Genomic DNA, 15,426 nt, shown 5'->3' on the forward strand with positions numbered 1-15,426 from the left:
CATTTAGGTACACCGGAATTGTGGATTATATTTCTCCCGATGACACAACGAATCAAAGAAATTAGGAATTAAGACCGGGATACATATTTCAATACGATTTTGGGCAAAACCGTTGGAAAGAGGAAAGACGCTTAAAATTTGCTAGCGACACTTATGCAGGAAAATCCCGGCTTTCGAGAACCTGCCAAGATAAAGCGGAAACAAGCTATTGTCGTTGTCTTCGGAAACTCTCGGACCTTTCTTCCCGAAGTGTGAACCATCAGGCTACGATCCGGGATGGGAGCTGTACCTTCTTTGAGCATCCTTCAGAGAATCGCAGCCGAATATTTCCGTCCCCCTATCGGAATTCAGTAACCCAAAGAAGTACTATTATGATTTCCCGATAAAAGTAGTTCGATGGACTTGCGCAACGACTCGCACGAAGGAATCGAAATGCTGAAAACTATACGTCTGCTTGGTATCACACTGCTACTCTCTTTGTTCGCTTCTTCAGCACCTGCCGAACGCCAATCTACCCGGCTAGAATTAATTCCGCCATCTCCTGTTACAGATAAGATCGTGCTGGACATCCGGGGCGCTGTCGAAAACGCAGGCAGCAAGTCGGAGGAATATGCAATCTCTCTTTACCTCGATCGTGAAGAACCGTCAGCGAAACTCTACAGCCAAGACCTGCAGATTCCGGCACACTCCAGCATGGGTGTCTACTATCGCCACTCTACCGCTGACTGGACGGGTAAACACCGGCTCATCCTCACAGCGACCACGTCCAACAGCCGTCAACGGGTGGAACGGGAGATCGAAGTCATTCCATCGGAAGTTCGATCGACGCGAACCATCGATGGAGCATGGGCAGGAATCGTTCATTGGAGCGACGTCGAGGGACGCTACTGGAATGCCGACATCCGCAAAATGACAGAGGAGGACTGGCGAGATCAGATAAAGGGCATGCACTCGCTCGGGATGGATACCGTTGTTATCCAGGAGGTCTTCCGCAACCAGCAATACTATGGGCGGAACACAATTGCGTCTGCCGGATATAAGGGGGCTGCGTTTTATCCATCAAAACTGTTCCCGGCAAGAGTCCCGAAGACCTCGAACGATCCGCTGGAAGCAATTCTCTCTGAAGCTGACAAACAGCGAATGAATGTCTTTCTCGGAGTCGGCATGTATGCCTGGTTTGATTTCAGCTCCGATTCACTGGAGTGGCATAAAAAGATAGCGACAGAGCTTTGGGAGAGATACGGTCACCATCCTTCTTTTTACGGATGGTACGTCTCGGAAGAGGTTTATGGAAATCTGATTCCAGACCAAGGCGAACAGATGAAACAACAGTATAGGCAGGAGATCGAGACCTTCTTCCGCAACTTCCAGGCTCATTGCCGTAAGCTCGCTCCTGAAAAACCAGTGATGCTTGCACCGAATGCCCACGGACTCAGAATGTCCCAAACGGCTTGGCCCGCCATCCTGAAGTACATCGATATTCTCTGCCCATTCGGTTTTCATCGCATGCCGGAGGGAGATATGACCGGAGAAGAGGCAGCAAGTCTCTGGCAGACTATCGCAGACAGTACCGGAACACATCTGTGGATGGACATGGAGGCATTTCTATTTGAAGGAGAAGCATTGATCCCAAGGCCTATCGACGGGCTCATTCTGGACTTGAGACGGTTTCCTAATTTCGAAAAGATTCTGTGTTACCAGTATCCCGGCATGTTCAATTCGCCTGCCGCAAAAATGAAACCAGGTGGGCCTCGAACAGTCCTTCTCTACCAGGATTACTTGCACTACGTGCAAAACCAGCACAATATGACATCTGCTCAGTGAGCACAAAGGAATCCTTAACTGCCAACAGGGCCAGCTCTCGCCACATAAACTCGTCAAGAATGCCGCAAAGCGCGGCCCCAGGGAAACACCTACCGTGCCGCCCTGGGCCGCGATGCTTCAGAAGGTACAGTTCCCGGTCGTTGGTTTGCACCTGAGCGAGAAGTGCTCTAGCGCTGCGAAGCGCCGCATGGATGTGCGCCTGGAACGGTTTGCAGTACACCAAATCCTATAGGACTAGAAGTCTTTCCTTGATTGGGGGCTTCACGCAAAGAACGGAATCTGTCCAACTCTGCGCGAGCGAGATCCAGTCGGCCACTGTTCCTATAAAGTTGCGCCAAGCGGTAATGTGCCTGACTATTATCTGGCTCGATCTGCAGCCCGTTTTCATATTCCTTGATTGCACGGCTCTGACTTCCCATGTCTGCATAGGCATCACCAAGAAGAAAGTGTGCACGCGCCATCTGAGGATCGGAGGTAACAACGCGGGTTAGTTGGGCAACAATTTCCTGCTTTGTCTCTTCGTGAACTTTCAGCGGATCCTGTTTTGACAAAATTAAGGCATAAGAAAAGCGCGCTTTTTCATCCTCTGGATGAACGATCAGATACGAAGCAATCCGCTGGCGGACGTCAGCTTGCACAACATCAGGCAGATCGGAGAGCTCCGATAAAAGCATGAGTGGCGCAAGGTAGTTAGGATCTGCCGACGAGGCATGGAGCAAGGATTCCAGTGCTTCTTTCTTATGCTGCACCTGCTGTTCGGCCAACCCCAAGCCGAACCATAATTGAGCTGATTCCGGGCGAACCGCCGTTGCCTTGCCAAAGAGATCGCGGGCTTGCTTGTACGCACCAAGCTGGATAAGTCCGACTCCGCAGTCATACTGAGCATCAACGCTGGCATCCACGCTCGCAGCTCTCTCAAATGTAGTGATCGCCATGTCGGCTGCATCCATTTGCATGTAGGCTCGGGCCAATAAGCGCAGCAAAATAGAATCGGAGTCATGCTTCAACAGCAGAGCCTTGAGCAGTGCCACAGCATCAGCGCTATGCCCGGATCCGACCAACGAAATTACCAGATCACGATTGTTGTTGTGATCATCGGGCGATAATGCACGGGCCGCTTCAAAATACTGAATGCTCTTGGAATATTCACCATGCCCCTGATAGAAGAGTCCCAGTCTCCGATTTGCAGCAAACTCGTGCGGAGTCATTTTTACAGCATGTAACAGTGCAGGTTCCTGTCCGCAATCTAGGATCTCGCTATTGGCCGAAAACGTTGTAAACAATGTTGGCTGCAGCACCCTGGCCTGGGCGCTGACCCGGGCTACTTCCTCACTACTCAGACCTGTTGAATAGCCGCTAGGCGCTATGTTTCCATGTACGCCTGCGGCACTAAAGGCGGGAGGCGCCGTTTTCGCATCCTTACCTGCCACATTTCCTTTCCTGGGTTCCATCTTGTCAACAACCTGCGGGGACAGAATAAAATCTTCTGTTGCCGAAGCTGCAGAAAGGATAACCAGTCTTGGTTCACTCCGGCGAAAACCTGGTGCACTGGCGGTTAACTTATAAGTTCCCAAGAACATTCCAGAGAATCTGTAGTGCCCATCCCAACTGGTTACGACTTGTTTCAACTCACTATTGTCTACAGGTGAAAAGAGTATCAGTTGGGCCCCATCGATGGGAGTGCCATCCACTCCTTTTATTGTGCCCACAATCTCGGAGCCATTTGCGAACGCTTGTCCGGAGAGGGGAATCGTCGCGCGGCAGAGACACAATAGTATTACAGCGATTGAAAAAACTTTGCCGGAGATGGAAGCTGATATCATCTTCGACTATCAACCTCCTGTAAAGCCTTGCGGATCGTGTCATTTTGGGGCGCCCTGGTAAGGAACTCACTCAACACATCATGAGCCTTGTCCGCTTTACCTGCTGCGAGATAGAGCATAGCAATGTTGAGGTAGGCGCCTTCAAAGGTGGGAGCAATCCGCATGCATTTCTCGAAGAGCCGCATCGCCTTTTCCGACTCCGCCATCTGCATCAACACGATGCCAAGCCCATTGAGAAGTTCGACATTTGAAGGTTCCAGTTCGACAGCTTTCTCAAACTCTGCACGGGCGGATTCCAGGTTTTGCTCTTGAAGATAGAGAACTCCAAGTCCACGGTGCAACTCGGCCTGATGTGGATCAACAGCAATGGCCTTCAGCAGAAGAGCGTGCGCTTCCTGGGACTTCTCTTGAAAACGAAGCAATTTGACCATATTCTGCAGCGCGAGCAAATGTGTCGGCTGACGCTCCAATGCAAGCAGAAAATTGCGCTGCGCCGATTCATAATCGCCCTGCTGCCCCGCCACTACGCCCAAATTGTTCCAGGCATCGGCATTGGACGGATCCATCTCTGCAGCTTTTTCAAGATATCTCTTCGCCTCCGGAAGTTGATTTTTGTTCAGGTAAATCAATCCGAGGTTGTAATAAGCAGCCGGATTGCTCTGGCCGTGTCCGATTGATTGCTCGAAGGCTGCGCGAGCCTCCTCCATGTAATCGTGCTGCAGGTAGGCTACTCCATAGGTGAAGTAGTTGTGATGCAACTCGGTACGGTAATAATGTCCGGCAAAAGGCAGTGCGCGATTTAATCTTTCGGTGGCATTTCGAGGTATGCGATCGGCATCCGCCAAGATTTCGGCGGTGGGTGCGGGACTGTTGTAGATGCATACCACCTTTCCTTCGGCATCGAGTAAAAATGCGGAGGGGATGGGCATCTCTTGCCGCTTATCAAAAAGATAACGGCGAAATAGGCTAAAGATGTGAAAGGCCTTCGCGTCCGCGTTCAGGACTCTATATGAGGGGCGAAACGAGAGTTGTCCATGATCATTCTGAGCCTCAAAGACTACGGCGGTTACAACTACTCCGGCTTTCTTCCATGCTGCATTGCCACGCTCCAGCTCCATCAGGAAGTCCACGCTCTTGCCGCACCCGGTTGAGACAAAGGCAAGCAGCTGCAGCGATCCTTTGGCTTCGAAAAGGGAACGATTTGTACCTGAGGAGTCCGTTAGTGTGGGGTCGGGAGGCAAAATCGGATCGAGCAGCCAAATCCCCTGATCGTCGGATGCCTCACTAGTAACTTCCTTTTCTGCGTGCTGGCTAAAGCGAGAAATGGAAAAAGGAAAAGAACGATAACTTTCGCTTCCCTCAACAACTTCGATCTTATGTCCTGACGGTAGATTATTAAATGACTGCTTGGCTCCGTTAGGCCACGTAACAGTCGCCCTTACCCTTCCAGGATTGCCCCCCAACCCGAAGTGAAGAGCTTTGGTATTTTGCGAGAGGAATCCCGAGCCGGCGCGTAGCGTCTTGCTCTGCTTACCGTGATCAGTTTCGACCTCGATTACCGCTCCGATCCCATCCCGATTGCTCCTGGCCCCTTGTAAGGAGAAGATAATTGCTTGGCCTAAAGGGTTTATATGATTGTGGAAAATACGTACTTGAGGGGCGGTGCGATTTTTCAAGACGACTTCAAGTCGTCCGTCGCCATCCAGGTCGCTTAGTGCAAACGAGCGGCTATCCTCAATACAATCGATTCCTAGTAGCGCGGCCGACTCGGCGAAGGTGGAGTTTCTATTGTTAAGATAGAAGTTATTCCTTTGATAGCCGCTCCAAGTGTATCCAGATCGAATAAATTCATTGATAGCACTCCAGGCATCGGCATAGCTCTTGGCTTTACTTCCAGTATCAAGCGAGCGGGCAGCAATGTGCCTCCAATAGAAGCTGGAAAGATCCTCTTTGTTTTCACCCGATATAAAGCCATTTGCAACATAGAGGTCAGGATAACCGTCATGGTCGAAATCCCATGCCTCGCTTCCCCAGTTCCAACCTCCAAAACGAGTTCCACTTTCCTCAGTTACATCGAGGAACTTCGCGGATGCTTCATCATTTCGAAGAAGTATGTTCCCCATGGCATCGCGGTGAAAGGTCTTTCGCACGGTTTCTGGAGCTGAAGGCATGAACTGCGACTGGCTCGTTACCCTCCGGCCAGCGGACTCCCACATATTAACGAGATACATATCATCCCGGCCGTCATTGTCGTAATCGAACCAGGTCATGCTCATGCCTTCCCCTGGGTCCTCTACGCCCAATTCAGCACTAACATCGGTAAAGGTTCCGTCGCGATTATTGTGATAAAGAACCTTGCGCCCAAAATCATTTACTACATAAAGATCCTGCCAGCCATCACGATCGTAATCGTTCCAGACAGCATCAAAACTGAACCTGTTATTACTTATATTCAGACCAGAAGGAAGGGTTACATCTTTGAAGCGGTAGTTACCTGTATTTTGCAGCAGGTAATTAGGTGGACCATTTTGCGCGTCGTAATACGGCTTAGGATATTCGTAATCGCTCAGCCCTTGATAAAAACTATAGGTGCAGAAATATATATCAAGCAGTCCGTCGCGGTTGTAGTCGGCAACAGAGGCTCCGGTGAAAGTTCCCTGTGGCGAATTGGCAAATTGAAACGCATCCGGCTTGAGCTCAAAGGTTCCATCCCCACGATTGGCAAACAATAGCGGACCACTATTGCGGACTACGATCAGATCCTGACGTCCAGAGTTTGTCAGATCTGCAAAAATGGCGCAGGAGGTCCCATCGAGCACACCAACACCTGCTTGTTCGGTAACATCTATAAAGGTCCCGTTACCTAGATTTTTGTAGAGCAGGTTGGGAAGCCCGGCTGGCTGGCAAACATAGATGTCGTCCAAACCATCGCCATTGTAGTCTCCAACACTGATACCATTGTTTCCATATACGTCGATACCGCTGGCACCATCGAGTACAGCCCTCCAGTGATCGATGCCGAAAAGTAATTGCTTCCGATAAGAGACATTGGAGCCAAGCGCCGACGCACTGACATCGACAAATCCAGGTCCGGTCAGACGGCTACGCATCTCCCCTTCTGCAGACCATTCTCTAATGCTCCATTTACCCTCGTCGCTTCGCTCCCAGAGTAGGGTCCACTCGCCTGTGCGCTCCTCACACCGATTGCGATCCACCTTGCCCGCAAAATCGTAGTGCACATGGGTCCGAATTCGAAGGGGCGCTTCGGACAAGATGTCGATCATGTCTATCTGCATCTCGGCAACGTCCAACCTAGTCCACGCGGAAAAATAACGTGTAACTCCGGAAAGGAATTGCTCCCGATTCATAGGTGCAGGTGAAGTGAATGTAGCTTTTTCGGTTTGGATCGGTTCTTTGGAGCGCAGTGACTGCAGGTTGGGTCGATCCAGCGATGCCCCATGCAACTTGTCGGCGATCCACGCCGACAGGGAGTGCTGACTTTGTGTATTCTCAAGCAATACCTTGCTCCAGGCATGCAGCAACTCTTCCAGCTCGAATGCATATGTCTCTGCAACAAACTCGTCCGCCCCGGGACGTATCTGCTTAAGGAAGGCTTCAATAAAGGGAGCATAGTTGGAGCTTGAGTGAACCAGACAAGAGGGTTCCGGAATATTGGGAACTGCTCCTAATAGTTGGCGAGGAAAATGGCTAACCCAAAAGGCACCGGCCATGCTTGACACCTTAATGAAGCTTCGCCGAGTGAAATACATTTACCCTCCTCGCCGCATTCTCAGGCCAAAATTACGGTGTTTCCTCGACCACGAGAATACGATCCGCAGGGACATCTTTTAAGGTCTGAGTGATTCCGCTTGGCCAATGAATCTCTATCAGGGCAGCGCGGTTTTCTTCCCCTAGTCCCAAATGAGCTCGCGGATCGCTCGCTGAGAGATATCCGCTCGATGTTGTTACTGTTGTCCACTGCGTACCGCCGGAGGTAACGACCTTGATTGACGCACCGATTCCGTCGCGATTACTTTTGTGCCCCACCAGCTTTAATGTCAGCCAATGACTTGAGGTCTTCGTCTGGTTGATCAGAATATGAGCAGGTCCCCCATTTTCTGTGACAACTGCATCGATACGCCCATCGTTATTAATATCTCCAATGGCCATTCCACGCCCGACCCATGTCTGGCTGAAAACATCACCTGAAAAGGCAGAGATATCCACAAAAGATTTGCCGGCATTATTGTGGAGGAGCATCATTGGCTCTTTGTATCGCAGTTCAGGGAAACTTTTTTCAATAGTATCCAGGTCATGTCCCTGCGCAATCAATACATCTTTCCAGCCGTCGTTATCGTAGTCCAGAAAGCGCAGACTCCAGCCAGAATGTTTGCGTGACATTCCCATAACCCCGGTTGGACCACTGCTGTAACTAAAACTTCCATCCCGCTCATTGTGATAGAGCGCATACGCCTGATTTGCGAGGTCAGTCACAATCAAGTCGGGATAACCGTCGTTATCATAATCGGCGAAATCGACGCCCATGCCTGCAAAGGTCTGACCATCCCCATTCACAGCACTGCCGGTCTCAAGCCCTACTTCTTCAAAAGTGCCGTCGGCTTTCTGATGGAAAAGGAACTCAGGCATCGAGTCATTGGCAACGAAGATATCCATACGGCCGTCTCGGTCATAATCCGCAAAAGCGATGCCCAATGCTTTTGCAGGCTTATTCAGGCCTAGTTTGTCCGCAATCTCTTTGAATTGCCCATTTCCTTCGTTGTGGTAAACGAGCATCGTAATTGGCGGAAAAATATCGGGGTGACAATAGCCTCTGTTCTCTTTCGGCCCACACCAGATGTCATCCCAATCCCAGGTCACATATCTGGCCACCACCAGATCCAAACGGCCATCATTATCTAGATCTACCCAGGCAGCACTGCTTGACCACCCACTTCCCCCGATTCCGGCTTTGTCGGTGACATCTGTAAAGGTACAGTTGCCGTTATTGTGGTAAAGTCGGTTTCCGCCATAGCCCGTTACGAAAAGATCTTGATAGCCGTCATTATCGTAATCGGCAACTGCGGTACCCATACCGTAGCCTATGCCGGTAAGTCCTGCACGTTCCGTTACGTCTTCAAAATTGCCGCCCGTTTTTTGGATATACATCCTGTTCCAATATTTCGGACCAATCTTTTGGGGAATTGTCCCTTTGGGCGTTGGGTCTGGATAGGGTGCGCCATTGACTAGGAACAGGTCCAGCTTTCCATCATTATTACAATCGAAAAGCGCGACTCCCGATCCCATCGTCTCAATCAGATATTTGCGGGAGGTGTGTGGTGCCTGGTGCAAAAACTGGATGCCTGTTGAATCTGTAACGTCGACAAATAGACCGCGATAAGCTGTTCCATCAACACTCTTCTGCGCCTGAGAGATCATAGAAGCAACGCCGAGGATTGCGAACAACAAAAGAAGCGTCCAAGATTTGCGTCTCAACAGACCGCACCTCGAAGCGCTGCACCTATTAATAGGTGTAGCTGTTATCCCAGTCTGAAAAGAACCTTGAATTGTCGAAGAGGTTGGGATGCCATCACACGAGGCACGATGAGACCGGCGATATCCCCAATAATACAAAGACAACCAAGGCGCCTCCCCTATTCCTTTTCGGGGAAATCCCTTCGGCACAATCTTGCCAATCTGAAAACGACGCCTGCACATAATCGGAATCTGTAACCCTAAAAACAACCGGTCTCAGAATTACAGAGATGTGTTGTGATCCGGAAGCAAGTAACCGTTAACTTACTGTAGCTTCTTCAGGACTGTCAAGATTGATTTTCTGCAGAACTCATTTCTACGTTCCGATAAGAATGTCTTCCTGCACGATTCCTCCAGCAGCAACTCCTGTTTGCTATGCCTCGCCTATCTCACGCTCGTTCCGGGATCTCTCCGGAGAGTCGAAATACCGGAAGTCGGCTTCCAATGCGCCTCACATATCTTCCACATTCGGGAATCCATCCCCAACATGGAGACTCGTGAATCGCCAGTATTCGCGTTTTGTTCGTGTTTTTCACTCGGCGAGGTGGCCCGACAAGGTGAAAAACAAGGCAAAACTGCCACCACAAAGACTAGAAAGGCCAATACAGCAACGTGAAAGGACAAGTGAAAAACAAGATTTATAGAAAACGAACAAATAGGAGCTATGTGCAGCTTCAGTGCTCTCTGTTAGCTCAGTGCTTTCAAAGTATTTGAAATAGGCAATTCCAGTAAGCCAAATTGAATTTGTAACTGTATCAATTCGTAAGGTGCGAAGCCTTCTTTTTTGCATTGACAACAAATAATCGATCGCGTTGTAATCATTTCCCCAAAAGAAAGTAAGCGTTTACTTCAACGTGTTTTTCAGGGGTTTTGTCCGCACCGGACACACGTAGGCTCATGATCCATGAAGGACAAAACATAGCAATAGTTAGAAATGCGCAGGGGAGGCTGGGGCAGGTGGCTTCGCTGCAATGCTGTAGCGAGCTACCTGAACCAAACATTGAAACACCGCATAACAAGACTGCTTTGGAGGCAGTTTTTGGGAGAACAAGAGATGCAAACCATTCTCGAAATGATGAAAATTTCTCCTCAGATTCTGAGAGTCTTCAGACTCGCTCATAAATGCGTGACGGTATTGGCTGTCATGTTTATCCTGCAATCCGCCACCGCGTTTGCCCAAATTAACTCGGCGACCCTCTCCGGTTCGGTAAAAGACACTTCGGGGGCGGTCGTGCAAGGGGCAAACGTATCCGTTTTGCAGACCGCAACGGGAATTGTCCGCGAGACCGTTTCTAACGAGGCTGGCCTTTACAACGTCCCGTTCCTGCAGCCTGGAGACTACAAGGTAAGCATTACCAAAGGTGGATACCAGACAATTTCCCAAACTGTGACGCTACAGGTCAACCAGATTGTCAGTCTGCCCTTCACTTTGACCGTCGGCTCAGCAAGCGAGTCGATTGCCGTGACTGCCGAAGCTCCCGAACTTCAGACTGAGACCTCTGGCTTAGGCACCGTTATCAATAATCGAGTGATCGCTGATTTGCCACTGAATGGACGTCAGTTCATTCAACTTTTGCAATTAGCTCCGGGTACAGTTCCGGTTAGTGTCTCGCAGTCAGGACTTTCCGATATAGGTTCATCCCAATCGAACGTAACGCCGTCGATCAACGGACAGACTGGACGAAGTAACCTGTTCTACGTTGATGGCCTATATGCTACGGACCCGTTCTTCAGCTCGCTCTCGATCAGCCCATCAATCGATGCAATTCAGGAGTTCCAAGAGCAGACACACACCGATCAGGCTCAATTTGGTGGATCAACAGGTGGAACTGTCAACCTGGTTACCAAAGGGGGAGCCAACACCTTCCACGGAAGCGCCTACGAGTTTTTCCGCGACAACAATATTGCAGCTAAGAAACGTTTTGGCAGCCAAAATCCGTTCTATCTGCAGAATCAGTTTGGTGGAACTGTAAGTGGGCCGATCCTGCACAACAAATTGTTCTTCTTCGGTTTCTATGACGGCTATCGTCAAAGAGATGCTTCTGGGTCTCCAAAGGCAAAGGTGCCGACTGCAGCTCAATTGTCCGGCGATTTTAGCTCTCTCTCCAAAACGATCTACGATCCTCTGACCTACAATCCGGCTACGAATACGACCCAACCCTTCTCGGGAAACAAGATTCCATCCACTCGTCTGAATCAGGGAATGCTTGCGGTACTAAAGGCCTATGTCCCATCTCCGAATTACACCGATCCGAATGGGACCGGATTTAATCTCATCAATACCGCAAAAGCCACAAATGATCAGAACCAATACAGCATCCGTATCGACTATAACGTCAAGCCATCTGATTTAGTTTACGGTCGCTATAGCCACAGCAAAAACACCAATATGTCTCCGGCTGCTCTGCCGCTAAACCCTTGGAAGTCAGGCTTTGAAGGAACTAATGCTGGTGGCACCTGGGTGCATACCTTCTCTCCGACTCTGGTCGCTCAGATCACCGGCGGTTATAACAGTGTGAATCACCCGCAAGAATTTGGAATGCCAAATGCGGCATCGGTCTTTCAGGCTTCTGGATTAAGCGCGGGCTTTACCGCTTATCCTGGTGGTATCAAAGTTCCTGAGTTGCCTTCTCTTAATCTCAACAACTACTTCAGTCTGAATGGTGGTTGGGGACCGATTGGACCGCAACACCTATACCAGATCTCTGCTTCTGTGAACAAGCAGTCCGGAGCTCACGCATTGAGTTTTGGTGCTGCCTACTATCACACTTGGATGTATACCAACTGGGCGGGCAACGACGAGTCCTTTGGTACAGAAGCCACATGGAACCCTTGCGGCGAATTGGATTCTAACAATAACTGCAAGAGTAAAGATGGTGACGAGTTGGCCAGTATGTTGCTTGGCTTGCCAAATGGTGCGGGGAGGCAATTGGGCAATTCCGGTGTCAATCTGTACTCGACCATTAGCAGTGTATATGTTCAGGACACGTGGAAGCTTCATCACCACATGACGATCAACTACGGTATCCGTTGGGATAATACAACCCCCGTTGGCGAGAACGACAATCGCTTCTCCGGTTTCGATATCCACACAGGTAACTGGTATATTGCCCGCAACAACAAGGACATGCCTAAGGGACTACTACCTGCAGGTGTCGTTGTTCTTGATCGTAATCAGATTACCCATCCCAGCTACACTAATTTCTCGCCACGTTTGGGCATCTCATATGGGATCACTCCTAACACCGTCATCAACGCCGGTGCGGGTGTCACTTTCGACAACTGGTCCGGAGCTCTGCAGGCGGCACAAAACGCACGCGGAGCATGGCCTTCCGGTGCATCACAGAACGTCAACGGACTTAACACTGCAGGAATCACCCCAGGTGCAACCGCACAAAACCCATTCGTCGGTTTGACAACCGATATGCCCTCTACTCCTTTCCGCAGTGGTGGAGGATTCCTCGACACGCAATGGAAGAATGCTTACTCGTGGCAGTGGAATCTGCTGGTTCAACATCAATTCGGCAGATTTGGCGCAGGTAAACTATCTTATGTTGGATCCTCGACAGCTCGTTCACCGATTCAAGTACCATCGAATCGTTCAACGACCCCAGGACCAACAAAGACGCTCCCGTTCTCGAACATGTCTCAGTTCAACACGATTTCGAGTGTCGGGCACATGAACTATAACGCTCTCCAGGCCCAGTACCAGAAGAGCTACTCGAATGGTCTAACAATCACCACGGCCCTGACATGGTCGAAAAATATCAACGTAGGCTGCGCGGATTATTGGGAAGCTTGCAACATCCAGAATCCCTATGATCTTCGTTCCAATCGAAGCGTAGACGATGTCGATGTTCCAGTCGTGCTAACGGCTGCAGCTGTATATGCCCTGCCATTTGGAAAGGGCAAAGCCTTCGCTACGCAAGGAATGCCTTCGTTGGTGTTTGGTGGCTGGAAAGTAAATGGGATGTTGGCTACTCGTAGCGGCACGCCATTTACTCCACGCATCAGCATCGACAACGCCAACGTCGGCAGCACCAGCATGCAGCGGCCGAATGTCTCGGGCTCCACCAAAGGTCCTCGAACCATCAATCAGTGGTTCAACACTGCAGCATTTTCGATGCCTAATCGATACACCTATGGCAATGCTGGCAGAAATAGCTTGCGCGGACCTCGTTATACCAACGTGGACTTTTCGCTCTTCCGGGAATTCACCTTCCTGGAGCGCTACACGTTGGAACTCCGTTCAGAGGCCTTCAATGTCTTCAACCATCCGAATCTCGCGAATCCTAATGCCACACTGAAGGATTCGAACTTCGGCAAGATCACCGACACAACTGGAGCTCCTCGTCGCCTGCAGTTCGCAGGGACATTCCGCTTCTAGTTACACCTCAACAATGAAAAGGGCCTGCGATATATATCGCAGGCCCTTTTTCATGGACAAGCCACACCACTCTACGGATGTTGTTCTATACCACTCAACTTCAAGAGTTGGGCTGCCTTTGCATCCGAAGGTTGTAGCGCCAGCGCCTGACGAAACTCATCAGCTGCCTCGCTATTGCGGGATTTACTCAGCAGCAGAGATCCTAATGCTACATGCGCATCGGCATTGGATGGCGCCTGCAGCAAAGCCTTTCTGAAATCCATCTCCGCCGCGTCTGCTTGTCCAAGCTGAGCCCTGGCGACAGCTAAATTCATCCTTATATCGCTACGATCCGGGCGTAATGCTGCGGCTCGCAGCAATTCTCCTACTGCCCCCAACAAGTCCCCTTCCTGACTCAACTCGCGGGCAAACGTCATATGACCATCGGCAGAATCTGAAGCCGCTCCATAGGGAGATGATGGTTCCGCAAGCGATCCGGAATGCGCATGCTCAGAGGCAGCCGCCTTAAGAGCACTCAGACGTGATGCTAGTCCCTGATCGGTGGGATTCAATTTAATCGCCTGCGTGAGTGCCTGTTCTGCGTCTGCGTTGTTTCCCGCTTTTGCCTGGATCTCAGCCAAAGATGCGTAAAATTCTGCCTTGGCAGGGGCAAGCGAGATAGCCTTGCGCATCTCCAGCATTGCAGCCTCAAAGTTGCCCGTGTCCGCAAGAAGGAGCCCCAGGTTATAGTTTGCAATCGCATTTGTCGGATCGAGCCAGAGTGCTTTACGGAGCAGTTGAATTCCTCCGGCAATATCGCCGCTCTTGGCGTGATTCAAGCTTTCGTTGCTCAAGTGCGTCGACATGACCGCATCCGATTTGGATTGTATTAAAGAGGAGGCTACCTTCAACTCTGATTGGGCCTCGCGCGTCTTTCCCAAAGCTCGCAGCGTTTTCGAAAGTTTGTAGTGTGCTTCCTGTTGCTCGGGATTGGCCGCCAAAGATATTGTCAAATGTGTTGCCGCTTGTGGGTAATTTGCTTGAGCATAGAGCAGATTTCCAATAACCAGCTCTGCCTCCGGATAGGGCTGGCGTTTATTAGCAGCCTCGGTATATTCTTTTAGCGCTTCGTCCTTCTGATCCAGTGCTTCAAGCGCTCTTCCCAAGTTGAAGTGCATACCAGCTGCATTGGTTTTGCTTTTGAGTGCCTCCCTAAATAGTTCTGCAGCCTGGGTGGGATTGCCCGTTTCGAGCAAACATACTCCCGCCATATTGGTGGCTTCAGCATAGCTGTGGCGCAACGTACGAGCAGCGTTGAAGTGCTCGAGCGCTTCTTTCCACAATGGAACCTGTTTCGATCCGCCCAGGAGTGCCAGCCCTAAATCGTAATGTGCTTCAGCTAGCTTAGGATCAAGCTCAATTGCATGAGCAAAGGCATTTTTTGCCCCTTCAAAGTCCCCACTCTTGCCCTTGAGCAGTCCCATGCGGAGGAAGATACCAGCCTGACCTGGAGTAAGCCGGGATGCGGCTTCATATTCCCCAAGCGCGTCGATGAACATTCCTCTGTCTTCAGCATGAGCAGCTTTGGAAAGTAATTCCTCGGTTTGTTCCGGCAATTGGTCGGACTGAGCTGCTGACAAGGTAGAGACCTGAAGTCCGGCGCAGAAGATAACTAAAGGTAAAGACCGAAGGTAAAACATGACTGACGACTCTCGCTCCTGCAAACAGGAGCCCTTTCGATGTCTATCGAAAGAATACTATGCAAGAGCTCTCTCTCGAATAGAAAGAATGAGCAGCTGGAGGCTAATTGTTGCATTGAGATTGTCTCTTTATCTCGGCCCAAGTACCATTTGGGAACATCACAAAGATATTTTCGGTGCT

General features: G+C 50.3%; 6 protein-coding genes. 2 read left to right on the forward strand and 4 right to left on the reverse strand.

What is annotated here, in order from left to right:
- The first annotated feature begins 432 nt into the window (after positions 1 to 432).
- Complete coding sequence (locus tag AC6I7T_RS11345; protein ID WP_497793509.1) at positions 433 to 1,824, forward strand: DUF4434 domain-containing protein; 1,392 nt, start codon at positions 433 to 435, stop codon at positions 1,822 to 1,824.
- Between the two features lie 167 nt (positions 1,825 to 1,991).
- Here AC6I7T_RS11345 and AC6I7T_RS11350 read toward each other — a convergent pair whose 3' ends face one another.
- Genes AC6I7T_RS11350 through AC6I7T_RS11360 form a run of 3 tightly spaced genes read right to left on the reverse strand, consistent with a single transcriptional unit; the run spans position 1,992 to position 9,140 of the window.
- Positions 1,992 to 3,647 carry a tetratricopeptide repeat protein gene (locus tag AC6I7T_RS11350; RefSeq protein ID WP_497793510.1) on the reverse strand — a complete coding sequence of 552 codons (1,656 nt, stop codon included), beginning with the start codon at positions 3,645 to 3,647 and terminating at the stop codon, positions 1,992 to 1,994.
- Positions 3,644 to 7,417 carry an FG-GAP-like repeat-containing protein gene (locus tag AC6I7T_RS11355; RefSeq protein ID WP_497793511.1) on the reverse strand — a complete coding sequence of 1,258 codons (3,774 nt, stop codon included), beginning with the start codon at positions 7,415 to 7,417 and terminating at the stop codon, positions 3,644 to 3,646. The genes AC6I7T_RS11350 and AC6I7T_RS11355 overlap by 4 nt, the downstream gene beginning before the upstream one ends.
- Positions 7,418 to 7,448: 31 nt before the next feature.
- Positions 7,449 to 9,140, reverse strand: a complete 1,692-nt coding sequence (locus AC6I7T_RS11360) for a CRTAC1 family protein (protein ID WP_497793512.1) — start codon at positions 9,138 to 9,140, stop codon at positions 7,449 to 7,451.
- A gap of 1,093 nt (positions 9,141 to 10,233) precedes the next feature.
- Here AC6I7T_RS11360 and AC6I7T_RS11365 point away from each other — a divergent pair.
- Positions 10,234 to 13,566 (forward strand): outer membrane beta-barrel protein, encoded by a 3,333-nt coding sequence (locus AC6I7T_RS11365; protein ID WP_497793513.1) that lies wholly within the window; start codon positions 10,234 to 10,236, stop codon positions 13,564 to 13,566.
- Positions 13,567 to 13,637: 71 nt separating this feature from the next.
- Here AC6I7T_RS11365 and AC6I7T_RS11370 read toward each other — a convergent pair whose 3' ends face one another.
- Entirely contained in the window at positions 13,638 to 15,245 is a 1,608-nt protein-coding gene (locus AC6I7T_RS11370; protein WP_497793514.1) for a tetratricopeptide repeat protein, read from the reverse strand.
- Positions 15,246 to 15,426: the final 181 nt, after the last annotated feature.

Source organism: Humiphilus diazotrophicus (assembly GCF_059726315.1).